The sequence below is a fragment of the Nocardia sp. NPDC050712 genome (assembly GCF_040654295.1).
Taxonomy (GTDB): Bacteria; Actinomycetota; Actinomycetes; order Mycobacteriales; family Mycobacteriaceae; genus Nocardia.
In genome coordinates this window covers 1,815,291-1,836,745 of record NZ_JBFAHT010000002.1, presented here as the reverse complement: position 1 = coordinate 1,836,745, position 21,455 = coordinate 1,815,291, and the positions used below count along the sequence as shown (strand labels likewise).

25 protein-coding genes are annotated in these 21,455 nt (G+C 67.0%); 14 read left to right on the top strand and 11 right to left on the bottom strand.

From position 1 onward, the window contains the following. Window positions 1–6 precede the first annotated feature (6 nt). Genes AB0H76_RS19525 through AB0H76_RS19515 form a run of 3 tightly spaced genes read left to right on the top strand, consistent with a single transcriptional unit; the run spans window position 7 to window position 3,139 of the window. Window positions 7–948: an ABC transporter permease gene (locus AB0H76_RS19525; protein WP_357325436.1), complete on the top strand. Its 942-nt coding sequence runs from the start codon at window positions 7–9 to the stop codon at window positions 946–948. Then, window positions 945–1,766, top strand: a complete 822-nt coding sequence (locus AB0H76_RS19520; RefSeq protein WP_357325434.1) for an ABC transporter permease — start codon at window positions 945–947, stop codon at window positions 1,764–1,766. The genes AB0H76_RS19525 and AB0H76_RS19520 overlap by 4 nt, the downstream gene beginning before the upstream one ends. Further along, entirely contained in the window at window positions 1,763–3,139 is a 1,377-nt protein-coding gene (locus tag AB0H76_RS19515) for an ATP-binding cassette domain-containing protein (protein ID WP_357325431.1), read from the top strand. The genes AB0H76_RS19520 and AB0H76_RS19515 overlap by 4 nt, the downstream gene beginning before the upstream one ends. Here the strand turns inward: AB0H76_RS19515 and AB0H76_RS19510 are convergent. Next, entirely contained in the window at window positions 3,102–4,070 is a 969-nt protein-coding gene (locus tag AB0H76_RS19510) for an LLM class flavin-dependent oxidoreductase (RefSeq protein WP_357325428.1), read from the bottom strand. The genes AB0H76_RS19515 and AB0H76_RS19510 overlap by 38 nt on opposite strands. Before the next feature lie 155 nt (window positions 4,071–4,225). On the opposite strand from AB0H76_RS19510, the gene AB0H76_RS19505 reads away from it, so the two are divergent. Beyond that, the gene (locus AB0H76_RS19505; RefSeq protein WP_357325425.1) at window positions 4,226–4,597 is read left to right on the top strand and encodes a DUF5655 domain-containing protein; all 372 of its coding nucleotides are present in this window, start codon (window positions 4,226–4,228) and stop codon (window positions 4,595–4,597) included. A 709-nt stretch (window positions 4,598–5,306) separates the two neighbouring features. Then, window positions 5,307–5,651 (top strand): hypothetical protein, encoded by a 345-nt coding sequence (locus AB0H76_RS19500; RefSeq protein WP_357325423.1) that lies wholly within the window; start codon window positions 5,307–5,309, stop codon window positions 5,649–5,651. A gap of 81 nt (window positions 5,652–5,732) precedes the next feature. Here AB0H76_RS19500 and AB0H76_RS19495 read toward each other — a convergent pair whose 3' ends face one another. Together AB0H76_RS19495 and AB0H76_RS19490 are read right to left on the bottom strand one after the other, a co-directional pair. Continuing rightward, a complete protein-coding gene (locus AB0H76_RS19495) occupies window positions 5,733–6,020 on the bottom strand; it encodes a hypothetical protein (protein WP_357325420.1) in 288 nt (95 codons plus the stop codon). Between the two features lie 87 nt (window positions 6,021–6,107). Continuing rightward, entirely contained in the window at window positions 6,108–6,731 is a 624-nt protein-coding gene (locus AB0H76_RS19490; protein ID WP_357325417.1) for a hypothetical protein, read from the bottom strand. A 192-nt stretch (window positions 6,732–6,923) separates the two neighbouring features. Here AB0H76_RS19490 and AB0H76_RS19485 point away from each other — a divergent pair, with 192 nt between their 5' ends. The 3 genes from AB0H76_RS19485 (at window position 6,924) to AB0H76_RS19475 (ending at window position 8,999) form a co-directional block, all read left to right on the top strand. Continuing rightward, window positions 6,924–7,664, top strand: coding sequence for a hypothetical protein (locus tag AB0H76_RS19485; protein WP_357325416.1), 741 nt, complete (start codon window positions 6,924–6,926; stop codon window positions 7,662–7,664). 325 nt (window positions 7,665–7,989) lie between these two features. Further along, window positions 7,990–8,265 carry a hypothetical protein gene (locus AB0H76_RS19480; RefSeq protein WP_357325413.1) on the top strand — a complete coding sequence of 92 codons (276 nt, stop codon included), beginning with the start codon at window positions 7,990–7,992 and terminating at the stop codon, window positions 8,263–8,265. A 137-nt stretch (window positions 8,266–8,402) separates the two neighbouring features. Beyond that, window positions 8,403–8,999, top strand: a complete 597-nt coding sequence (locus tag AB0H76_RS19475; RefSeq protein WP_357325410.1) for a hypothetical protein — start codon at window positions 8,403–8,405, stop codon at window positions 8,997–8,999. A gap of 83 nt (window positions 9,000–9,082) precedes the next feature. Here the strand turns inward: AB0H76_RS19475 and AB0H76_RS19470 are convergent, their stop codons facing one another. The 7 genes from AB0H76_RS19470 to AB0H76_RS19440 all read right to left on the bottom strand — a co-directional run bounded on the left by AB0H76_RS19470 (window position 9,083) and on the right by AB0H76_RS19440 (window position 14,931). Further along, window positions 9,083–9,304: a hypothetical protein gene (locus AB0H76_RS19470; RefSeq protein ID WP_357325407.1), complete on the bottom strand. Its 222-nt coding sequence runs from the start codon at window positions 9,302–9,304 to the stop codon at window positions 9,083–9,085. A 256-nt stretch (window positions 9,305–9,560) separates the two neighbouring features. Next, window positions 9,561–11,024, bottom strand: coding sequence for a DHA2 family efflux MFS transporter permease subunit (locus tag AB0H76_RS19465; RefSeq protein WP_357325404.1), 1,464 nt, complete (start codon window positions 11,022–11,024; stop codon window positions 9,561–9,563). A gap of 5 nt (window positions 11,025–11,029) precedes the next feature. Beyond that, complete coding sequence (locus AB0H76_RS19460) at window positions 11,030–11,647, bottom strand: NAD(P)H-dependent oxidoreductase (RefSeq protein WP_357325401.1); 618 nt, start codon at window positions 11,645–11,647, stop codon at window positions 11,030–11,032. A gap of 214 nt (window positions 11,648–11,861) precedes the next feature. Next, a complete protein-coding gene (merB, locus tag AB0H76_RS19455; protein WP_357325398.1) occupies window positions 11,862–12,509 on the bottom strand; it encodes an organomercurial lyase in 648 nt (215 codons plus the stop codon). Window positions 12,510–12,717: 208 nt separating this feature from the next. Next, window positions 12,718–13,683 (bottom strand): hypothetical protein, encoded by a 966-nt coding sequence (locus tag AB0H76_RS19450; RefSeq protein WP_357325396.1) that lies wholly within the window; start codon window positions 13,681–13,683, stop codon window positions 12,718–12,720. A gap of 109 nt (window positions 13,684–13,792) precedes the next feature. Then, on the bottom strand, window positions 13,793–13,993 hold the full coding sequence (locus AB0H76_RS19445) for a hypothetical protein (protein ID WP_357325393.1): 201 nt from the start codon (window positions 13,991–13,993) through the stop codon (window positions 13,793–13,795). A 98-nt stretch (window positions 13,994–14,091) separates the two neighbouring features. Continuing rightward, a complete protein-coding gene (locus AB0H76_RS19440) occupies window positions 14,092–14,931 on the bottom strand; it encodes a LysR family transcriptional regulator (RefSeq protein WP_357325390.1) in 840 nt (279 codons plus the stop codon). A gap of 105 nt (window positions 14,932–15,036) precedes the next feature. Here AB0H76_RS19440 and AB0H76_RS19435 point away from each other — a divergent pair, with 105 nt between their 5' ends. The 3 genes from AB0H76_RS19435 (at window position 15,037) to AB0H76_RS19425 (ending at window position 17,051) form a co-directional block, all read left to right on the top strand. After that, a complete protein-coding gene (locus AB0H76_RS19435; protein ID WP_357325387.1) occupies window positions 15,037–15,762 on the top strand; it encodes an SDR family oxidoreductase in 726 nt (241 codons plus the stop codon). 130 nt (window positions 15,763–15,892) lie between these two features. After that, on the top strand, window positions 15,893–16,588 hold the full coding sequence (locus AB0H76_RS19430; RefSeq protein ID WP_357325384.1) for a respiratory nitrate reductase subunit gamma: 696 nt from the start codon (window positions 15,893–15,895) through the stop codon (window positions 16,586–16,588). 34 nt (window positions 16,589–16,622) lie between these two features. After that, on the top strand, window positions 16,623–17,051 hold the full coding sequence (locus tag AB0H76_RS19425) for a hypothetical protein (protein ID WP_357325381.1): 429 nt from the start codon (window positions 16,623–16,625) through the stop codon (window positions 17,049–17,051). Window positions 17,052–17,094: 43 nt separating this feature from the next. Here the strand turns inward: AB0H76_RS19425 and AB0H76_RS19420 are convergent, their stop codons facing one another. Next, a complete protein-coding gene (locus AB0H76_RS19420) occupies window positions 17,095–18,018 on the bottom strand; it encodes an SDR family NAD(P)-dependent oxidoreductase (RefSeq protein WP_357325378.1) in 924 nt (307 codons plus the stop codon). A 154-nt stretch (window positions 18,019–18,172) separates the two neighbouring features. Here AB0H76_RS19420 and AB0H76_RS19415 point away from each other — a divergent pair, with 154 nt between their 5' ends. Genes AB0H76_RS19415 through AB0H76_RS19405 form a run of 3 tightly spaced genes read left to right on the top strand, consistent with a single transcriptional unit; the run spans window position 18,173 to window position 21,450 of the window. Beyond that, the gene (locus AB0H76_RS19415) at window positions 18,173–18,592 is read left to right on the top strand and encodes a YciI family protein (RefSeq protein WP_357325375.1); all 420 of its coding nucleotides are present in this window, start codon (window positions 18,173–18,175) and stop codon (window positions 18,590–18,592) included. A 7-nt stretch (window positions 18,593–18,599) separates the two neighbouring features. Beyond that, entirely contained in the window at window positions 18,600–19,886 is a 1,287-nt protein-coding gene (locus tag AB0H76_RS19410) for a sigma-70 family RNA polymerase sigma factor (RefSeq protein WP_357325372.1), read from the top strand. A gap of 52 nt (window positions 19,887–19,938) precedes the next feature. Next, entirely contained in the window at window positions 19,939–21,450 is a 1,512-nt protein-coding gene (locus AB0H76_RS19405; protein ID WP_357325369.1) for an MFS transporter, read from the top strand. Window positions 21,451–21,455 lie beyond the last annotated feature (5 nt).

The following is a 21,455-nucleotide window of genomic DNA, read 5'->3' as shown; positions in this document are numbered from 1 at the left end:
CCGGCGATGCGAGTTCTCGTTCCGGTCCGGCGCCGGGTGGTCGAGGCGCTGCTGACGCTGCTGGGCGCGAGCGTGCTGATCTGGGCGCTGATGCCGTTGGCTCCGGGCAACCCGGCGCGAATGATCCTGGTCGCGCAGGGTGTCCCGGAGCCGCCGCCCGAGCAGATCAGCGCGCTCGAACGAACCCTGCATCTGGATCGGCCGGTGCTCGCGCAGTACGCGCACTGGCTGTGGGGTGTGGTGCGCGGCGATTTCGGGCTGTCGTTCGTCTCGGGGCGGCCGGTGGCGGGGGAGTTCGCCGAGCGGCTACCGGCGACGCTGACCCTCGCGTCCGCGTCGCTGGCGCTCGCGCTGGCGTTGTCGGTCGCCCTCGGCGTGCTCGCGGCCCGGTATCCGCGGCGGTGGCCCGATCAAGGCACCCGGTGGCTGGCGCTGGTGTTCGCCTCGGTGCCGGGATTCGTGGTGGCGCTGTTGCTGATTCAGGTGTTCGTGGTCGGGCTGGGTTTCGGCAAGGCCGCGCTGGACGGCACCTGGCGGCAGGTGTGGTTGCCCGCGATCTGCCTGGCGGTGGATCTGTCCGACACCTGGTCGCGACTGTTGCGGGCGAATCTGCTCGGGTTTCTGGAGTCTCCGACCGCGGAGGTGCTGCGGGCCCGGGGTGCGTCACGCTGGCGGGTGCTGTGGCGGCACGGGCTGCCCAACAGCGCGGTGCCCTCGTTGCACGCGCTGGCCGTCGGCACCGCGGTGCTGATCGGCGGGGCGACGGTCGTCGAGACGGTGTTCACCTGGCCCGGGCTGGGTTCCTATGTGGTGGAGTCGGTGAAGACGCGGGATCTGCCGGTGATTCAGGCGTTCACGGTGTTCGCGACGGCGAGTTATGTGGTGACGAGCCTGGTCGCGGATCTGCTGTCCGCGGTGATCGATCGCCGGATCGCGGTGGACGCGTGAGCGCCCGGCTGCGCCTGCCCGGATCGGTGCGCGCCGGGGCCGTGCTGCTCGGGGTGCTGCTGGTGCTGGCGCTGGTCGGCCCGCTGGTGGCGCAGTATCCGCCGAACGAGCCGCACTACGCGGACAAGCTGGTCGCGCCGAGCCTCGAGTACTGGTTGGGGACAGATCAATACGGCCGGGACCAGTTCTCGCGGGTGCTGCACGGGCTGCGACTGTCGCTGCTGTCGGCGTTGCTGGTGCTGGTGGGCTCGGCGACGATCAGCCTGCTCGTCGGGCTCGGCGCCGGGCTCTACGGTGGGTGGCTCGATCGCGCGGTGTCGCGTGTCGTCGATGTCGTCCTGGCCGTTCCGGCGCTGGTCCTGGCGCTGGCCGTGGTCGGTCTGCTGGGTCCGGGTTATCTGAATCTGCTGCTGGCGCTGGTGATCGCGAGCTGGGCGGCGGACGCGCGGGTCGCCCGGGCGCTGACCCTGGCGGCGCGCTCGCGGCCGTATGTGGTCGCCGCGCGAGTGGCGGGCGTCAGTCGCCCCGCAATCGGCGTGCGGCACCTGCTGCCCGCGGTGGTCGGGCCGTTCCTCATCGTGGCGACGCTGCGGCTCGGCGGCATCGTGGTTGCCTTGGCCGGGTTGTCGTTCCTGGGGCTCGGTGTGCAGATGCCCGAGGCCGAACTCGGGGCGATCCTGGGCGACGCGCGCCGATTCCTGACCGCCGCACCATGGTTATTGATCGCACCCTCGGTGGTGATCCTGGCGATGGCGGCCGCGGCAAACCTGCTTGCCGAGGGTTTGCGGGACCGGCACGAGAGCGAGGGAAACCGATGATCGCGGAACTGCGCGGGCTGACCGTCGCCTATCCGGGCGCCGGCCCGGTGCTGCGCGAGGTGTCGTTGACCGTGCGGCGTGGTGAGACCGTCGCCGTGGTCGGGCCGAGCGGGAGCGGCAAGACCACGATCATCCGGGCACTGCTCGGCTTGCTCGACGCCTCGGCGCGAGTCGAGGGCACGGTGCTCATCGATGGTGTCGCCATGTCCGGCAGAGACTTTCGCGCCGTGCGCGGCACGGTCCTCGGCTATGTCAGCCAGGATCCGTTCGCCGCGATGGACCCGATCATGTCGGTGGGCGGCAATATCGCCCAGGGCTGGCGCATCGCGCGGCGGCCGGTGCCCGACGGCCGGATCGTCGCCGACCTCACGGCTGTCGACATCGCCGAACCGGCGGCGCGAATTCGGCAGCGGCCGTTCACTTGGTCCGGCGGCATGTTGCAGCGCGGCTCGGTGACGACCGCGCGGGCCCTGGACCCGGCGCTGGTACTGGCCGACGAACCGACCTCGGCGCTGGACGAGGCCAACGCGCACCGCGTCATGGCCGCGTTGACCGCCGGCGCATCGGCGCTGCTGATCGTCAGCCATGACCGGCGGCTGGTCGAAAAGTACGCCGACCGGGTGTATCTCGTCGAGAACGGCACCGTTGTCGAATCGGGCGCGGCGAGTCCGGCTGTCGCGCAGCATGTTCCGGCGCGCAAACCGGTGCCGGACAGCGCACCGATCTTGCGGGCGCACGGCGTAGCGAAGCGGTATTCCACCGGTGGTGGTCTGGCCGCAACGGATCTGGAGGTGCGGCGCGGTGAGATCGTGGGGCTCGCCGGGCCGTCCGGGGCCGGGAAGAGCACGCTGCTGCGGGTGCTCGCGGGGGTCGAAGCGCCCAGCGTCGGACGGCTGGTCTGGGACGGCCGCGCGGGTGCGCCACCGCCCGGGCAGGTCGGTGTGGTATTCCAGAACGCCGTCGGCAGTCTCGATCCGCGGCGGCCGATCTATCGCAGTATCACCGAGCCGTTGCAGCCGCGGTTGCGCAGCCGGCTGCGGCGGGACGACGCGGTAAAGGTCGCCGGAACTGCCTTGGCACGAGTGGGATTGGGTGAGATCGACCCCGGACGCTATCCGCGCGAGCTCTCCGGTGGTCAGGCGCAGCGCGTGGCACTGGCCCGGGCGCTGGTCGGCGACGTGCGGTTGCTGCTGGCCGACGAGCCGACCGCCGCGCTCGACGAGGCATCGGCCGCGCGGGTCGTGGCGATCCTGCGCGAACTCGCCGACGACGGTATGGCGGTGGTCCTGGTCTCGCACTCCGAGCGGTTGCTGCGCGATGTCGCCGACACAGTGGTCAGGATCGATCCGGTAGGGGAGTCCACCGCGCGATAACCGTGTCGGCGAACAGGCGCAGGCTGGTACGCACCGCCGCCGCAGACGGTCCCGCCGGTTGGACGTTGCACAGGAACTCGGTCGCGTCCGGCACTACGAGGTCGCGCCGGATCGCGTCCCCGACTTCGGCACCGGTCCCGAGATATCCGTGGCCGGTGTCGACATAGTCGCGCGCGGTGAAGCCCGGCGGAAACCGCCCCGCCTCGACCGAGCTCGCGACCCAGCGTTCGATGCCCGGCCGCATGTGCTCGAACGCGGTCGCGGCGGTGTCGGCGCACAGCACCGACCGCGATACCCCGACCCGCGGCGTGCGCCCGGCGGCGCGCTGCGCCGCACGGTATTTCGCGACCCGCTCGGCCGCGATCTCGTCCCGCGGACCGTGCGGGGTCGAGGTCCGCCCGGTGAGCACGCCCAGGTCGAGTTCGGCGGCGAGGTCGAACCCCGATTCGGAGGCGGTCCCGATCCAGAGCCGATCCCGCAGCCCGGACGCCGCCGGCACCAGATCACTACCCGCGCCGAACAGTGCACGCAGCCGATGCAGCGTCTCGACGAACCGCTCATGCCGCTGCTCGTGCGCACGACCGAACCGCGCGGCCGTCTGCGCGTCCGCCCCCGCCCCGAGCCCGAGCTCCAGCCGCCCACCACTGAGCGCGTCCACCGTCGCCGCATCCTCGGCCAACCGGATCGGATCCTCCAGCGACCCGATCACCACCGCCGTCCCCAGCCGAATCCGGTCTGTCCGCTGCGCGATCGCCGCCAGCAACACCAACGGCGACGGGCAATGCGCCCGCTGCGCCCCGAAATGATGCTGCGCCACCCAGAACGAATCGAACCCGCACTCCTCCGCCCACACCGCCAACTCGACGACCTGCCGCAACTCCTCGCCAGACCCGCCCGCCCCCACCACATGCGAGATGAACCCGAACCGCACTACCCACCCATCCCATCAGCCATTTGTCTACCGGGTTCCACCGTAGTGCCCGGGCTACTTCACTCCCGGCCGGGCGAATCGGCCAGCCCCATCGTGGCGACGTCCTAGAATTGCGGGGCCGAACCGCTGCGCCGCCTTCGAACAGGAGCACGCACATGACGGATACGCCCCACACTCCCGAGGAATACCTCGACGGGCATCCCGGTGCCCTGCCTATCTACCGCAAGCTCTGCAAGTTGCTGGATTCGCTGGGGCCCTACGACATTCGTGTCACCAAGAGCCAGATCGCCTTCCGCCGCAAGCGCGGCTTCGCGTATCTGTGGCTGCCCGGGCAGTACCTGCGTAATCCGGATGCGGAGGTCGCCTTGTCGTTCGTGCTCGACCACGAGGAGAGCTCGAAGCGGTTCAAGGAGATCGCGCACCCCACTCCGAACCGGTGGACGCATCATCTCGAAGTCCACCACCCCGACGACCTCGATGAGGAAGTCCGCAGCTGGCTGCGCGCAGCCGCGGATTCAGCACAGTGACTGTTGGTCAGGGGCTGATTGCGAGGCCCATCAGGACGTCGTCGACGTAGCGCCCATCGAGGAAGAACTGCCCGACGTGCCTGCCTTGGATTGGGATCCGTATATGCAAGCTCTCTGGCGAGCAACCTGACGAAGTCGCTCACGAGCACTTCCGCGAGCGAGGGATTCGGCTCGCGAATAACGAGCCGAATCCGCGCGACTCACCAGCCGGAGCCCGAACCACCCGATCCGGTGTTGGCAAGGATGGTGCCGATGATCATCTGCAAGATCCCGGCGATGGGGCCTAGAAATTCCACGGTGTTCCTCCGACTTCTCAGCGCCGAGTGTCCGGCGTAGCGGGGAATCTAGCCCAGCAAACATCCGAAATGTTGGCGTTTCACCGAAATTGCAGGTCACCAGCTACCGCTTGGGCATCCATGGGTGACGTGGTGGCCTTCACGTGAACAGGCTCGTCAGTGTTCGAGACGCACTGGGTGTTCGCAGGTCAGCTGATTCATCCGTTCGAGCCACCGACGACTAGTTGCTAACTCAGCGCTGTACTGTGCGGTGCCAATGTTCCGTGGAGGGGATGGTGCCGCCGGACTTAGCAATGTGGCAACTGTGCAGCAGCGCTCGACTCTCGACTCGATACATAGCGATGGCTAACTCGCCCAACGAGATGCTTTGCGGGCCAACCATTCAAGTGTGTGAGACAGGCGAGAATGTGATCATGCGTTTTCGCGGCGAGCTTCCGTTCCGTGGCCAGATGGTCTGGCTCACAGCGGCTCAGGGCGGTCGCTCGTCGGGACCGCCTCCGACTCCATCCGACCACGATTACGCAGCAACAGCCTATGTCCCGCCCCATGGCGCGGTGGAGGGCCTCGCATCGTGGATCCGGCGGGTCGATGATCGCTCGGCCTGGCGATCACCCGCCAGCGCCGGATGGCTGGCTTTTGGAAACACCGGTCTATACCGGGTCCAGGCTGGATCCATCGTCGTTGTCACCGAGGGCTACCGGATCGTCGGCTACTTCCACGTCGACGACGTGGTGGATAGCGCCGGCCGACGCGGTTGAGCATCAGGCCGTCATTGCGGCGCAACATAATTCGTGACCTGCCTGGCCCCCCGCCGATGCAGCGAGATGACCTGCGACAGGCTAACTCTCGATCGGCTCCTCGTCGTCCAGCACATTGGCCGCGAGGCGGCTCGCGCCGACCGCGATCAGCAGCGCGATTGCCACGATGGGCGTGCCGAAGACAGTTCCCCACAGCACGACGAAGGGGCCGATGTATCCGACCCTCGGCCAGAATCCGCAGGGGGCTACGTCCTGGGGAATCTGGGAGCATTCCGGATGGTCGCCGGAAAGACCGAAGGCGACAGCCGCCAAGACGGACAGCAGGATTGCTCCGAACGCCGTATACGCCATCCCCTTGAGCAACCACATGCCTGCACTATACGAAGCCCGCGCACCGTCCGGGCTTTCGTCGTGTCATCGTTAGATTGTCAGACATTGGGCTACAGGTGCGATCTGCTATCCGCCGGGCGGTTGTTCCGACAACAAATTCTCGCTGATGCGGGCGAGCAGGACCGCCGAGAATTCCAGCAGCAGATCGATGTCGGATGCGTGGTCGTCGAGCCCGCCGTTGTCGCGGATGCTTTTCAAGATTATGAGCGCGCACCGGTGATGGACGACCAGCTCGCGGATCAGCTCAGCCTGCTCCGGTCCCGCTACCGTGCCGGCGTCCGGGACCGCGCGGGTCGGTACGCCGACGGCGAAGTTATCGAAGAACTCGACTCCCTCGAGCCCGGCCTCCTCGACTAGGCACCGGGCGACGCGGGTCATCGCCTCGGCGGTACGGCGTGTGATCGTGGCCCGGCTGGCGAACGGCGCCCAGTCCGGATCCGCGTCGTCGTCCGGCAGGTGCAGACCGCGCCGGGCGTAGCGTCGGACGTCGTTGTCGGTACCAACTCGCCCCACCACCTCGACGAGGCGTTCCAGTCGGCGGGCGGCCGACGGGCGGTTGAGTAGATAGTTGAGCACCGGAAAAGTTTCGGTGGCGAGCATGGTGCCGACCGTGGCACCGCCCTGTCTGCGCAGAACCTGCAACTCGCGCAGGACCAACTCGACAGGATCGTCCGGCGCGCCGGTTCCCATCTGGCTCCTTTGTCAAGCCCTCGGAAATCATCCCGTGCTCAATCTGCGATCAGGGGCGTATCGACGACGCTTCAGCGTGGCGTTACAGCGAATCGCTCTTGCCTCAGATGCCGTATCCCGCTTGGAGAGCGCCGAACCCGCCACAACAGTGGGAGTTGATCACGCGGTGATCGAGGAACTGAAGGGAACGACATGAGGATCCTTCCGGTGTTCGCGGGTGTGCTGACGGCCTTGGCGGTGACGGCGACCGTGGCGGCGGCGCCGGCCGCGGCCAAGGACACAGACGTCAACGTGCAGGAGCAATGTCAGACGCAGTACCCGAAGACGGACAGCCACAAAGTCGGCGTGGCGTATCTAGTTGACAAGAACAACGCGTACACGTGGCGCTGCAAGCAGGAACCGGCTGGCTCGGCCAAGGCCCGGAACGACCTCTCCGTCGATGTACAGGCGTACTGCGCGCGCCACAACACCGGCAAGGCCATGGCCCGTGACATTCACAATGCCTACTCGTGGAAATGCGCGACGACGCCCATGCCTGGCACCGGAGACAACTGGGTCGACTGCTCCGGGCCGTCCGTCTGCACAAAGTACTGGTCGCGCACCAAAACTCGCGACCTCAACAAATCACTGAGCACCGCGAAGCTGGCGGACGGCTCCTATGGTGCTGCCTTCTTTTGTGGGCTGGGTGCCTTTCTCGCCAGCGGCGGTCCGTTGATGCCCCTGTTGGGGGCCGGCGTCGCCGCGGTAGTCGGCGCGACGTGCAAGGCGGGCGCTTCCGCGATCTTGCCCTGGCAACTCAACGGTCTGGATACGGCCGCCGCGGCCGCAGTACCTGCGAACGGTTGCTTGCAGGTTGCCTACCCCAAGGACGAAAAGGAAGGAGATCGGCGCTGGAGTTACACCACGGACTCGGGCTACTGCTGGGAGAAGTAAAGCTATTGCGTCACATTACCTTTCCCGTGTTGGCGGCGACCGCCGGGCGCGGGGTAGCTCGGTAGGCCGACACCATCAATCGGCTGGTTCGTCCCAGATGGCGAGCGAGCCGGACGCACTCAATTCGGCACTGCTGTGCGTTCGCCGGAACGCGCCCGCGGCAGAACCGGATGCTGAGCGATCAGGGATCTCAGCTGCCGAGCGCGCTCCGCACCGAACTCCCGAATAGCGGAAAGCGCTGTGCGGCGGATAAAGTCGCGCTGGGGTTGCCGCCGGGGGAGTCATGGTGGTTCACATGAGCGGCTGCCGGGAGGGTTGTGCAGCCATGCTCGAAGAATTGGTCGACGGTGCCGGAGTGATCAAAGCGGTCCGCCGGGTGCCATTCGATTTCAGCGATTCGCGGTTCCAGACCAATGTCTTCGCCAAGGTCGCTTGGGTGCTCGGTATTGTCGGGGTCTTCTTCGTCGCCGTGCCGTTGGCGCTGTTCGCGCTGACCCGGATTCCGAAGGCCGATCAGAACAGCCGTGATCTCGCGTTCGGGGCGCTGATCTCGGGGTTCGGTGTGCCGCTGGCTATCGCGCTGTTCTATTTGCTGGGCTGACGCGGATTGAAGGGCACCGGCTGCGCGGCTTTGGCCGGCGGTCGGTGCACGGTCCGCAGGTTCGCGGCGGATGCGGGGACGCGCTGACATCGGCACGGTGGTGCGTTCAAGGCGGTAACCGGGAGGAGGAGGCTCGGATGGGATTCGCTGCGCGGCAAGATGATTCGACTGTGGCCGTTCGAAGTCGCACACGGGCAGTAGTGTTCATACTGCTGGGGCTCTCGTCGATGGTCACCATGGTCGTCTTGGTTCTTGTCTTCGCGCTGTCCAAACTCGCGGGCGTGGCAGATTCTCTCGTTGTCCCTTACGTTGAACAGACGAAACTGTCCGACAGCGAAGCCAAGGACAAGATGGCCAACCTGTTTCGAGTCGATATCCCGGACAACTGGCATCTGATCGGGATGACGTCGACCTGCCGGGGTGGGGCGGAACGATTGAACATCTGCACATTCGACGGTTCGTTCACCGGACCGGCCTCCGAATTCGTGCTTTACCCTTCACTCTTCCCGGTCAAGACACCCGGGGCGGTAGATCAACCAGCTACGCAGCTCGTCACATGTGAGGGTCTCGCCACCAGAAACCTACTCGACCTGGCATCCGATCTCGACTGCGCGAGTCAGCAGACTCTGGTCCTTTGCGAAGTGAATGGAGGCCACGCGTTGCCTGGAAGCAACGTGCTGATCGCAGGCTCTGCCGCGGCGACCACCGTGCGAGTAAGAGTTAGCGCCGTCTAGCAGGCCGTGCGCGCGGACCGTGTTTTGGGTACACCGTGCTATTGCGGCTGCTCACGCTTCCCCGGTGCGCATGCGCGTTTCGATCAGTTTCCCTCAGCGTCGAGGAACGCCTCGCGCTGGTGTCGCCAGCTCTGCACGAACGATGTCGCAGCGCGGGCGGCGTGCGCTGCTCGGACCGCACGTGCCGGCGCGGCGAACTCGTCGGCCGCGCCTTGGCTGACGAGGGTCCGGTGATAACCGGCATGCCGGTCGCGGAAGTGAACCATCCACAGCAGGACCAGATCGTCGTCGGTATCGAGGACCATCTCTAGATCGGCCGAACCGTCCGAAGCCACTGTTAATCGGCCCCCCGAGGGACGGAGTGTCTGCGCTGGAGCGCGTCCGGCAACTCGGTGCGGGCTCAGGCGGTCATCGGAAGCACGCAACTAGGTGTTGCGTTTGACTGCCTGAGCCCGCAAGCAATAACGGATCTCTAGTTGCACGGTTCGAAGCCGGCAATCCGCGGAAGGCTCGAAGAGGCGTACAACGCCACGGCACCAAGATGCCTGTCATCGGCGATGATCAGCGACCACTGTCAGCCGACCGCCGCGGCAGCAGCAAGGCCGGAATCAACGCGAGCGCGATCACGACCGGAGCGATCAGATAGGTGCTCTGGAACGCCTCGGCCAGCGCGGGAGCGATCTCGGCGCGCTGCGCCGGAGCCATGCCGTGCAGCGCTTGCAGCCCGCCGGTCACCGGGAGTAGCGCGCCCAGGATGACCGAGGACACCGCGGTGCCGATCGCCATGGCGGTGGTGCTGATCATGTTCAGCACCGTCGATCCCGCCGGCTGATCCGCCCGGCTCAGCGACCGGGTGGCTGTGGTCATGACCGGCATCATGGTGCCGCCGCCACCGGCGCCCATGAGCAGCATGCTCGCGCCGAGCGCCCAGTACGGCGCGTCCGCGTCCAGTTGGACGATGAACAGCACGAAACCGGTGAGCGCCACCGTGATCGACAGCGGCAGGTAGCGGCCGGGTGGAATCCGATCGATCAACCGGCCCGCCACCTGCATGGTCAGGCCGGAGGCCAGCGCGAACGGGATGCCCAGTGCGCCTGCCACCAGCGCCGATTCGCCACGAACCACTTGAAAATACAAGGGCAGCAACAGCATCGAACCGAAATAGCCGCTGGCGAACAGAGCCAGCAGCAGCGCGGCGGTGCCGCTGACCCGGTTGCCCAGCACTCGCAGATTCAGCAGCGGTTGCGCGGTGGTCAGCGACCGGCGCACGAAGGCGGCGATGAGTCCGGCCCCGGCCAGCAGCGGGACCAGCACGGCGGGCGTGGCGAATCCTGCCTGCTCACCCGCCGCGGTCACCCCGTAGATCAGCAGGGCCAGGCCGGGCGACATCAACAGGAGTCCGGGCAGGTCGAGCGCGTGCCGCGGTTCCGGCAGATCGTCGGGCACGATCCGGGCGGCCAGAACCAGCACCAGCACACCCATCGGCAGATTGATGAAGAACATCCACCGCCACGACACCTCGTCGATCAGGTAGCCGCCGATCACGGGCCCGAGCAGCGGGCCGACCAGAATGGCCAGACCCAGGGTGCTCATCAGCCGTCCGAGCCGTTCCGGCCCGGCCGCGCGCAGCAGGATCGTCATCGCGACCGGCATGAGCAGCCCGCCGCTGGCGCCCTGCACAACCCGGAAGGCGATGAGCGACTCGATGTTCCAGGCCAGCCCGGCCAGCATCGAGCCGACCGCGAAGGCGGCGATCGCGGTCAGGTACAGCCGTTTGGCGCCGAACCGGCCGACCAGCCACGCCGAGGTCGGCACGACGGCGCCGAGCGCGAGCGAATAGCCGGTCGCCACCCACTGGATGGTGTTCAGGCCCGCGTCGAATCGCGCGGACAGCGTGTTGATCGAGACGTTGACGATGGTCTGGTCGAGTGTGGCCATGATCGTGCCGAGCACCAGCACCAGGACGATCGTCATCGGGTTCCGGGTTGTGGGCGGCACCGGGGGAGCCGTTGCGGTAGTGGTCACGGCCCTCACGCTCCGTACGGGTTGGCGGCACGGGCGGTGCGCAATGCCTCACCCCACCAGGTCAATTGCTTCAGCAGGGCCTTGGTGGCGGTGACGGCGTCGGTGGGTTCGGCCAGCTCGCCCGCGTCGTCGAATCGGCCCCACGGGTTCGCGAAGCTGACGGTGTCGCGGATGGTGACCGCGTGCAGTTCGGCGAAGACGGGCCGCAGGTGTTCCACCGCGCGCAGGCCACCGGAGATGCCGCCGTAGGAGACGAAACCCACCGGCTTGGCCTGCCATTCGACGTGATGTTCGTCGATCAGGTTCTTCAACGCGCCCGGGTAGCTGTGGTTGTATTCGGGCGTCACGACCACGAAAGCGTCAGCGCGGGAGAGTGTTTCGGTGGTCTCTGTCCGTGACGGGTGCTCGGTGACCGCACCGAAGGCGTGCGACAGCGCGACCTCCCGGGTATCGACGATCTCGACCTCGAGGGTGTCGTGGCGCCGGAGCTGGCCGACGAACCAATCCGCGATCGTCGTGCCGAAACGGCCCTCCCGGGTGCTGCCGACGACGACCGCGACTCGCAGCGGAGTCGTGGCCGGATCGCGTTGCGGCTCTTCGGTATTGGCGTGCCAGTTGCTCATGAGGCCCCTCTTTCGGACGATCGCGCCGGCGTTGGCGCTGTCCAAAGCCTCCAACCTCAACCAATCTTCGGGTCAAGCCCCTGTGATCCAGGCGACATTATTCTGGGCAACAGAAGGTCGTCCACGTGCTGCCTGAGGCGCGGACACCCTATGGCGACTGACCGGCCACGCGATCGCCGTCGTCCGGACCGACACGTCAGGTTGCGCTCCCGCCTCAGAACATATCGGCGAGTTTCTTTGTATCCGTCCATAATTCCGCGATGGGTGCGCACGCGATATCCGGGTCGGCGGTCGCTGCGGCGACCGCAGCATCTTTGTCCCGATAGATATTTACCCGATCGCAGTACACTTTGCGTATTTCGCCGCCGTGCGCCGGAGCCAACGTGAACCACGCGCCTGGGTGAGATAACTCGTCGAACCCGGTAGGAGTGACTGTGAAGGTGATCCGCTCTTTCGTCGCCGGACATACCGTCGAACAGGGCGATTCGACTCCGAGGATGATCGGGAACATGACGATGTCGCAGACGCACCAATTGTAGAATCGCCGGCCATTGATCTCGCTGATATGCACTGCGGACCGGTGATCGCAGATCAGAGAGATCCCGGCGCCGACGATATCGCCTGCGGCGTTTACTTCCAGGTCGTAGTCGCGCGCGGCGAAGTACTCGACCATGCCTTTGTCCTGGTCCGCCGCAGGCAGCATGGCGTCTGCGACCTCGGGCGGCAGTGGTCCATGATTGATCAGGTGGGTGACGATCTTCGCGCCCTCTCGAATCAGGTCCCGGCCGTCGGGCTGCTGCCACTTCCAGATGAGCGCGTCGCCGACCTCATGAAACTTCTTTTCGAGTTCCGTCGATGCCACTATGCGTCCCTTCGACCGGCTCGCCAGTTGATCGAGACATTATTTCACGTGCTTGCTCTTATCGGACGTAGCGCTCCGATCGATAGAGATAAACCATCCGCCGACTGGTGCCCGCAACCGCCAGAATGTGAGTGCGTTCCACGACGGCGGCCCCGCATGGTTGAGATTATCGATCACTCGGGCTGAGTGAATTCAGCGCCAATCGTTCTCACGCCTCCAGCCCCGGATTCAGGGCGATCTCCTCCAGCATCGCCAACGGCAGAAGCTCGACGGGTGCGTCGGTGAAGGAGATTTCGATCTGTGTCCCGGATGGGCGGGTGACGGTGACGGCGCGGTCGGTTCGCGGCGTGGACGACAATGCCGCGCTTCGCTCTTCGTGGGTCTCCACCACGGTGCCGTCCGGCAGCCGCCGCCTCGCGCCGTCGTAGGAGGAGGTGTCAGGCTCCTGCGGCAGGGGCTGCGCGGTGGTGATCGTGACACTCAACCGCGACTGCCTGCCGTGGGTGGTGACTTGAACCTGCTGGCACACGCCGCCCCACTGGTCGGGCAGCAGCGCCCCCAGGGGCCGGTCCAGGGCCACACCCTCGAGTGGAATTTGCGCCAGCACCGCGTTCCATCGACGCGCCTGGGCCTCATCGATCGCGGGGGAACGTTCGGCGTAGATACTGCAGGGCCCGGGCGGTTCCGGCGTTCCGGGCGGCACCGGCGCGCTGACCCGCAACCCGGGGTCGGTCACGAATGCGACGAGTTCCTCGATGGACAAGAGGACGGCTCCGGCAGGGCCGTTGTCGTCAGCGGGTTGATCAGTGGTATAGGCGTGGACGACGGATCCGTCGGGCAGATAACCCTTGGCGCTGCGCGAAAGGGTGCGAACCCCACTCATCTCATACCAGGTGTCATGGGTATCGACGATCGCGCCGTCGGGGAAGTGACGCCGCTCGTCGAGAGCGCCGGCGACACATGAGGGAATCGGTGTGGTGGATTGGCGAACGGTCACCGTGAGACTGCCCGCTCGGTCACCACGTAGCACCGTAGCGCGTGCCTGGGTCGAATGGCCGAATTCGATGTGCTGTGAAGGGTTGCCGAGGATCGGCTGGAACACCAGCGAGCTATCGATCGGGGCGAAGGCGATCTCGGCATCATCGGGCAGCCCAGCCTGCAGCGCCTGCGTCATCGCGCCTGCCTTGGGACCGGAGAACCACGGAAAGGACGGGTTGTCGTATGCGTATGTCATCGCGTAGACCGCCCCGGTCAATTGCGCCTCCCGCGGAGGTTCCACGACATCACAACCGGGGGATCTGCACCGGAAACGCGACCGGCGGAGTGACATAGGAACTCTTGGCCTGAGTCGCTGGCCCCGGCTCGAACACCAGCCAGGCGAGAAGATAGGCGGCCGCGACGACCGCGGCGCAGGTCAGGACCACCGCCCAGCCGTTCACCGCCGGGGCGGGCTGGGCCGCGTCCTTGTTGTCACCGTGTTCCATACCTGCATTGTGTCTGCCGGTACCGACACACTGCACGCCGCGTCCCCGACGAGATGTCCTGCGTGAGCCGGTTACCCGAGGTGGCCGAGTTCTGCTGGTTAGAGCCGTATCGCCGCACGGACAAGGCCGGCGACGGCTTGGGATCTGCTGTGTGGTGGCCAGGCGATGACGGTCGTGACGGCCGGTGCGTCCGGCACGGGCACGATGGCGTGCTCGTCGCGGAGCTGGGCTCGGAGCGACTCGGGCATGAGCGCGCAGGCGCGGCCGAGCGTGATCAGCTGGATCAGTTGGGTCTGGTCGCGAACCTGTGGGCCGGGGCCGTCGGGATAACTCCCGTCCCGTCGACGCCAGCGGGGCAGGGGCAGGTCCGGCAGGGCGCTGACCTCGGCCATCGACATGTGAGGGCGGTTGGCGAGGGGGTGCCCCGCGGGTAGGACCGCGACCTGCTGTTCGGTGTGCAGGTCCTCGGTGTCGAAGCCGGTGGTCGTGTCGTAGGGCCGGTGCAGCAGGGCAACGTCGGCACTTCCGTTGCGCAGCAAGTTTTCCGGGTCGCCGGGCCCGCACAGCACCACCTCGACTGCGACGGCGCCGGGCTCGGCGGCGTAGGCGTCCAGCAGCTTCGACAACAGTTCTCTGGACGCGCCGGCCTTGGTGGCCAGCACCACGCCGGGTCGGTCGGCGGCGGCGCGGCGGGTGCGACGTTCGGCGGCTTCGACCGCCTCGAGGGCGAGCCGCGCCTCCCGCAGCAGCACCGACCCGGCCGTGGTCAAAGTGATTGCGCGAGTAGCGCGGTTAAGCAGAACGACGCCGAGTCGTCGTTCGAGCTGCTGGATCGCCCGCGACAGCGGTGGTTGCGCCACGGCGAGCCGCTGTGCCGCCCGCCCGAAGTGCAACTCCTCGGCGACGGCGACGAAATATCGCAACTCCCGCGTCTCCACCGGGTCATGGTAACCGGCGATGACCACGACCAATACCCGTGCGGTATCGCCGCCCACCCGATCGGTCTTGGACGGTATCCCGGGGATCGCAGCAGGATCGGCAGTGTGAGTGAACAGACGATTGCGCTGGTGACCGGCGCGAACAAGGGAATCGGATACGAGATCGCCGCCGGCCTGGGCGCGCTCGGCTGGCGCATCGGTGTGGGCGCGCGGGATCGGCAACGCCGAGACACCGCGGTGGAGAAGCTGCGCGCGGCCGGGGCCGACGCGTTCGGTGTGCCGCTCGACGTGACCGACGATGCCAGTGTGGCCGCGGCGGCCGAATTGATCGCCGATCATGCCGGAGGGCTCGATGTCCTGGTCAACAATGCCGCGGTCACCGGGAGTATGCCGCAGATACCCAGCACGCTCGATCCCGCGACCGTGCGAATCGTCGTGGAAACCAACGTGATCGGGGTCATCCGGGTGACCAACGCGATGCTGCCGATGTTGCGCGCCTCGGCCGCGCCGCGAATCGTCAACATGTCCAGCAGTGTCGGCTCGCTCGCCCTGCAGACCACGCCCGGCGTCGACATGGGCCCGGTTCCCGCCGCCTACCTGGCCTCGAAGACCTTCCTCAACGCCCTCACGATCCAGTACGTCAAGGAACTGGGCGATACCGACATCTTGATCAACTCCGGCTGTCCCGGTTTCACCGCCACCGACCTCAACGGTTTTCGCGGCGACCGGACACCGGAACAGGGTGCGGCCATCGCCATTCGGCTCGCGACGCTGCCCGACGACGGACCCACCGGCGGATTCTTCGACGACGCCGGAACGGTGTCCTGGTGACGGGCCCACCGACCAACCGGTATGTGATGGGCTGATTGCGCAGTCCTGGCAGGTAGGTGCCGTTGGTCCCTTGCGAGTGAATCGCAACCCTGCCAGGGTCAGTGCCGAGTGAGAATGCCGGAAGCGAAAGGTGCGGAGAGTGTCAGCGCTGATATGGATCGTCTTGCCCTACTGCGCTTTCCTCTCCTTCGTCTTAGGTCACGTGTGGCGACTACGGCGCGACGGCTTCCGTCGCTACACCAGCGGCGCGGGGCTGGACCGGGCCGAACGCATCGGGGCGACAACGTTCGGACTCGCTGTCGGCATGCTGGTCGTCGCGCGAGTCACCGACATGGCGGCGTCCGGGCCGCATACCCCGCCGAGTGACGCCGTCCGTCTCACGATCACCGTCATCGAGTTTCTCGCCGTCGTTCCCGCGATCGTCGGGGCCGCGCTGCTGCTGGTCCCGAATTTGATCACGGCCACCGCCAAGACACCGATAACACCGATCGACCGCGTGACGTTCCCGCTACTGACCGCCGCCGTGCTGTCGCGGGTCGCCATCCAGGTGGACCCGATCTCCGACAGCAGCCGGTATCGCAGTGCCGAGACGCTGTACAGCTGGTTCCGCTCGCTGTTCACCGCTCACCCGCAGGTCGAAATGATGCAGCACGCCCCGTTGCTCTATCAAACGCGAGCGCTGATTTTGGTTCTACTCGTAGCGCTGTGGCCGTTCACCCGTCTCTCCGGGACGTTCGTCCGACCGATCTATCGTTTGATCAGCCATGTTCTTTCGCGCTTGGTTCGGCGCCCAGTGCAGGTCGCTGCGGATGACAGGCCTGCCTAGGTAGCGGGTCGGTGCTCGTGCGGACAGTTGGGCGGTGAAGGCCGAGATGATGCGATTCACGTTGGCGCTGAGCGCTATCGCCGTTGTGCTGGCGAGCGGCTGTGCGAACAGTTCGGAGCAACCGCCCGACAGCCCGGAACAGGCTGTGCGCGAACACATCGCGGCCGCCGAGGGCGGCGACGTCGCGGCGTTGCGTCGGCTCGCCTGCGGTAGCCTCGCCGAGCAGCTGGCCGTTCGCGACGACGAGCAGGTGCGAACGGCCTTTCAGCGCTACTACGAACCGAAGCCGGACCAGTTCGGCGCGTCGGCTCCGGTGCGAGACTCGGTCAGTGTTCTCGGGTTCTATACGGGCATAACGGATCTGGATATCTCATTCGTCACCGAGCGACATGGCCGATGGCAGGTGTGTGAAATCCACAAGGGCAATGGACCCTTCGGTCCACTGCCTGGTCCCTTCGGCTGATTGCCGGTGTTGGATCCTGGTACTTGCGTCCATGCCTCGGCGCTCACGGACTTTGTCGCACAGAAAATGGATCGACGCCCGTGCGGGCCGAGCTGGCGGCCCATAGTCCGGCGGCGGTGTCGAGGTCGGTCATGTGGGGGTGTGGCGTTTCCTGATGTGGTCGTCCGCGCAGGCCGAAAACTCTTGGGCCCCAGAGTTGACCGCCGGTGATGTCGGTGTCGAGGACGGCGCGGACGATGGGGTGGGCGCCCGCGTCTTTGCCGTGCAGTACAAGGTTCGCGGGGAGTCCGCGTAGGCGTTGGGCGGGGGTGCGGGCGAACAGGGGTGGTCGAGCGGGGGTCAATGCGTCCAGGGCCCCGCCGGGGTGGACGACGATGCTGGCGATGGTGGCGCCGCTCGCGCGTAGTCGCCGATCGAGTTCGAATGCGAACAGCATTTGTGCCAACTTCGATCGTCCGTAGCTGGGTTTGGGCTGATAGTCGTGCTTGGAATCCAGATCGGCAAGGTCGAGCCGCTCGGATCGGGCCGCGAAGCTACCCACGGTGATCACCCGGCTGCCGGCCGCCAACACCGGCGTCAGGTGGGCGACCAGGGCGAAGTGTCCGAGATGGTTTGTCGCGAACATCAATTCGTGCCCCTGCGGGCTTACGCGGCGTTCCGGCCCCGACAGCATGATCCCGGCATTGAGCACGACCGCGTCCAAGCTGTCGACGCCGAGGGCATCCACAGTCGCGGGCAGTGTGGACAGGTCCGCCAGGTTCAAGGGCACCTGCCGCAGCCGAGCGCCTTCGACCCGTGCCCGGATCGCCTGCATCGCCAGATCGGCTTTGCTGGTATCGCGGCAGCCCAGGATCACGGTGGCGCCGGTGGCCGCGAGCTGTTCCGCGGCGAAATATCCGATGCCCGCGTTGGCGCCGGTCACCAGAAACGTCTTGTCGTCGGCACGGTGGCCGCTCTGCCAGGTCATGGCATCGACCCTCACACTAGGCTCTTGCGCCGCCCTGACACCGCACTGTCATGACAGCGCCGAAAAAAGTTTTCGGCCCGTTGTCGATCTCTGCCATCGTCCGTTCGACCTAGGGATGTAAGAAGGATCAACACCTACCCCAGGAGACAACATCATGAAGTACATGCTGATCATGCGCGCGACCGACGAAGCCTGGGCCTCGATCGGCGAGGTCGATTTCGACACGATCCTCGAGACGATGGGCAAGTTCAACGACGAGCTGATCCGTGCCGGGGTCCTGGTCGCCGCCGAGGGGCTCGAAGACGCCGCCGAGACCGTGGTCGTCGACTACGGCACCGAGACCCCCGTCGTCACCGACGGCCCCTACGGCGAGACCAAGGAACTCTTCGGCGGCTACTACATCCTCAATGTCGCCTCGAAGGAAGAGGCGGTCGAGTGGGCCAAGCGGCTGCCGATGACCGGGCCCGGGGTCAAGACCGAGATCCGCCGGGTCACCTCCATCGACGAGTTCCCGCAGGACAACGAGTGGATCAAGAAGGAACGCGCCTGGCGCGAGTCCACCGGCCAGCTCTGAACACGCGATGACGAACCACACCGGCCGGGAAGCCGTCGCCGCGGTCTGGCGGATCGAGTCGGCGCGCATCGTCGGCGCGCTGGCCCGCTACACCGGCGACTTCGCGATGGCCGAGGATCTGGCGCAGGAAGCGCTGGCCGAGGCGCTGGTGACGTGGCCGCGAGACGGCGTGCCACGGCAACCGGCCGGGTGGTTGCTCACCGTCGGGCGGCGCCGCGCGATCGACGCGTTCCGGCGCCGCGCCGCCCTCGACGACCGCTACACCGCCCTCGCCGGAACCCTCGGCGAGGGTGGTGCGCTGACCGGCGGCGCGCCTGCCGAGCCGGCGCAGGAGGACGCGCAGGTGCTGTGGGATCCCGATCAGATCGATGACGACGTGCTCGCGCTGATGTTCATCTCCTGCCACCCGGTGCTCTCCCGCGAAGCCCGCTTGGCGTTGACGTTGCGGGTGGTCGGCGGTCTGTCCAGTGACGAGATCGCCAAGGCGTGCCTGGTGCCGACCGCGACGGTGCAGGCCCGGATCACCAGGGCCAAGAAGACGCTCGGCGCCGCCGAGGTCGCCTTCGAGGTGCCGCCGGCGGCCGAACGCCGGGCTCGGCTCGGGTCGGTGCTCGGCGTCATCTATCTGATCTTCACCGAGGGCTCCTCGGCCAGTACGGGCGGCGATCTGATCCGGGCGGATCTGGCGGGGGAGGCCGTGCGGCTGGCACGGGTCCTGGCTCGCCTGATGCCCGGCGAAGCCGAGGTGTACGGGCTGCTCGCGCTGCTGGAATTCACCGCGGCCCGCTTTCCCGCGCGCACGGGTCCCGATGGGGAACCGGTGCTGCTCGAACGGCAGGACCGGCGGCGCTGGGACCGATCCGCGATCCGGCGCGGCCGGGCCGCGCTGAGCAAGGCCGCCGAAGTCGGCCGTGGGCTCGGCGCCTACGGTCTGCAGGCCGCGATCGCCGAATGTCATGCTGTCGCAGCGTCGGTCGAGGCGACGAACTGGGAGCGGGTGGTGCTGCTCTACGAGGCGCTGGGCAGGCTCGCGCCCTCACCGGTGGTGGAGTTGAACCGCGCCGTGGCGGTGTCGATGGCGAGCGGGCCCGCCGCCGCACTGCCGATCGTCGACGGGCTGGCCGCCGAGGGGGCACTGGCGAATTCGCATCTGCTGCCGAGTGTGCGCGGTGAGCTCCTCACGCGGCTCGGCCGCACCGCCGAGGCGCGGGATGCGCTGACCGAGGCGATTCGGCTGTGTGGCAACGATCGTGAAAAGTCCGTTCTCGCAGGGAAGCTCGCCGCACTCGCCTGACTCCACCGACAAGATATTTGAACGAAAGTACTAATTGTACTATCGTTCAAATATGTCGATGGGGAAGCAAGTCGTGCCGGGCGCCGGGGTGCGGGAGTGGTTGGGTCTGGGGCTGCTGGCGTTGCCGACAGCGCTGCTCGGGCTGGATGTCACCGTGCTGTACCTGGTCACGCCGAGTGTGGCCGCGGCGCTCGATCCGACTGCCGCGCAAACGTTGTGGATCATGGACGCCTACGGCTTCTTCGTCGCCGGCTTCCTCATCACGATGGGCACGCTGGGGGATCGGATCGGCAGACGGCGGCTCCTGATGATCGGTGTCGCCGCGTTCGCCGCCATCTCGGTCCTGGCCGCATTCGCGCCCACCGCCGGCCTGCTGATCCTGGCGCGAGCGCTGCTCGGCGTCGCGGGCGCGACCCTCATGCCCTCGACGCTGTCACTGATCAGCACTATGTTCGCCGACGCACGCCAGCGCGCCGTGGCGATCGGCGTGTGGGCCACCATGTTCGCCCTGGGCATGGCCGCCGGGCCTATCGTGGGCGGTGCGCTGGTCGACCGATTCTGGTGGGGTGCGGCGTTTCTGCTCGCGGTGCCGGTGGCGTTGCTGGTCCTGGCCGGTGCGCGCGCACTGCTACCCGAATACGCCGCGCCCGGCGAAGGCCGGCTCGACCTCATCAGCGTCGCCTTGTCGTTGGCCGCCATCCTGCCGATGGCTTACGCCGTGAAGAATCTGGCCACACACGGAGCCGACGTGCCGACGCTGTTGATCGTACTGCTCGGCCTGGTTGCGGGAATCGCCTTCGTGCGCAGGCAACTTCGGCTCACCTTCCCGCTCCTGGACCTGACGTTGTTCACCGACCGGGCGTTCTCCGCCGCCTTGGCGGTTTTGCTGATCGGGCTCGTCGGTGTCGGCGGCACGATGTATCTCGTCACCCAGTTCCTGCAGCTGGTCGAAGGGCTCTCGCCGGCGGCGGCCGGATTGTGGATGGGCGCACCGGCATCGGCGATGTTCGCCGCCGCCATCGGCGCGCCCATCGTCGCCCGGCGCATCCGGCCGGGGGTGGTTATGGCTGCGACACAAATACTTTCGCTGGTCGGCTACGCATTGCTGGCCGCGGCGGACGTCGGCGACGCGCTGCGCGTCGTGATCGGATTCGCCTTCGTCTACCTCGGGTTGGGCGCGATAGCCGCGCTGGGCACCGATATCGTCGTCGGAGCCGCTCCGGCGACGAAATCCGGTTCGGCGGCGGCACTTTCGGAAACCGTGCAGGAGCTCGGGCTCGCTGTCGGTGTTGCCGTGCTGGGCAGTTTGTCCACTGCCGTCTATCGTTCGCAGATCCAGCCGCCCGCGGCCCCGGAGGACGCCGATCGCGTCACCGCCGGGCTGGACGGGGCCGTGGCCGTCTCCGATCGAATTCCGCCGGAGGCCTTCCGTGGTGCGCAGGAAGCGTTCACCACCGGACTCAACATCGCTGCCCTCACCGTCGGAGTCGCGATTACCGCCGTGATCGCCCTGTGCCTGCTCATGCTCGGACACATCCGTCCGATCGGGGAAGCCCAGCCGTGATCGTT

Bases quoted from the DNA above. Each gene is read 5' to 3' on its own strand.
- AB0H76_RS19525 (WP_357325436.1), top strand. From the start codon at position 7: ATGCGAGTTCTCGTTCCGGTCCGGCGCCGGGTGGTCGAGGCGCTGCTG.
- AB0H76_RS19515 (WP_357325431.1), top strand. From the start codon at position 1,763: ATGATCGCGGAACTGCGCGGGCTGACCGTCGCCTATCCGGGCGCCGGC.
- AB0H76_RS19505 (WP_357325425.1), top strand. From the start codon at position 4,226: ATGACGGATACGCCCCACACTCCCGAGGAATACCTCGACGGGCATCCC.
- AB0H76_RS19500 (WP_357325423.1), top strand. From the start codon at position 5,307: ATGCGTTTTCGCGGCGAGCTTCCGTTCCGTGGCCAGATGGTCTGGCTC.
- AB0H76_RS19495 (WP_357325420.1), bottom strand. From the start codon at position 6,020: ATGTGGTTGCTCAAGGGGATGGCGTATACGGCGTTCGGAGCAATCCTG.
- AB0H76_RS19490 (WP_357325417.1), bottom strand. From the start codon at position 6,731: ATGGGAACCGGCGCGCCGGACGATCCTGTCGAGTTGGTCCTGCGCGAG.
- AB0H76_RS19485 (WP_357325416.1), top strand. From the start codon at position 6,924: ATGAGGATCCTTCCGGTGTTCGCGGGTGTGCTGACGGCCTTGGCGGTG.
- AB0H76_RS19480 (WP_357325413.1), top strand. From the start codon at position 7,990: ATGCTCGAAGAATTGGTCGACGGTGCCGGAGTGATCAAAGCGGTCCGC.
- AB0H76_RS19475 (WP_357325410.1), top strand. From the start codon at position 8,403: ATGGGATTCGCTGCGCGGCAAGATGATTCGACTGTGGCCGTTCGAAGT.
- AB0H76_RS19470 (WP_357325407.1), bottom strand. From the start codon at position 9,304: ATGGTCCTCGATACCGACGACGATCTGGTCCTGCTGTGGATGGTTCAC.
- AB0H76_RS19460 (WP_357325401.1), bottom strand. From the start codon at position 11,647: ATGAGCAACTGGCACGCCAATACCGAAGAGCCGCAACGCGATCCGGCC.
- AB0H76_RS19450 (WP_357325396.1), bottom strand. From the start codon at position 13,683: ATGACGCAGGCGCTGCAGGCTGGGCTGCCCGATGATGCCGAGATCGCC.
- AB0H76_RS19445 (WP_357325393.1), bottom strand. From the start codon at position 13,993: ATGGAACACGGTGACAACAAGGACGCGGCCCAGCCCGCCCCGGCGGTG.
- AB0H76_RS19420 (WP_357325378.1), bottom strand. From the start codon at position 18,018: ATGACCTGGCAGAGCGGCCACCGTGCCGACGACAAGACGTTTCTGGTG.
- AB0H76_RS19415 (WP_357325375.1), top strand. From the start codon at position 18,173: ATGAAGTACATGCTGATCATGCGCGCGACCGACGAAGCCTGGGCCTCG.
- AB0H76_RS19410 (WP_357325372.1), top strand. From the start codon at position 18,600: ATGACGAACCACACCGGCCGGGAAGCCGTCGCCGCGGTCTGGCGGATC.
- AB0H76_RS19405 (WP_357325369.1), top strand. From the start codon at position 19,939: ATGTCGATGGGGAAGCAAGTCGTGCCGGGCGCCGGGGTGCGGGAGTGG.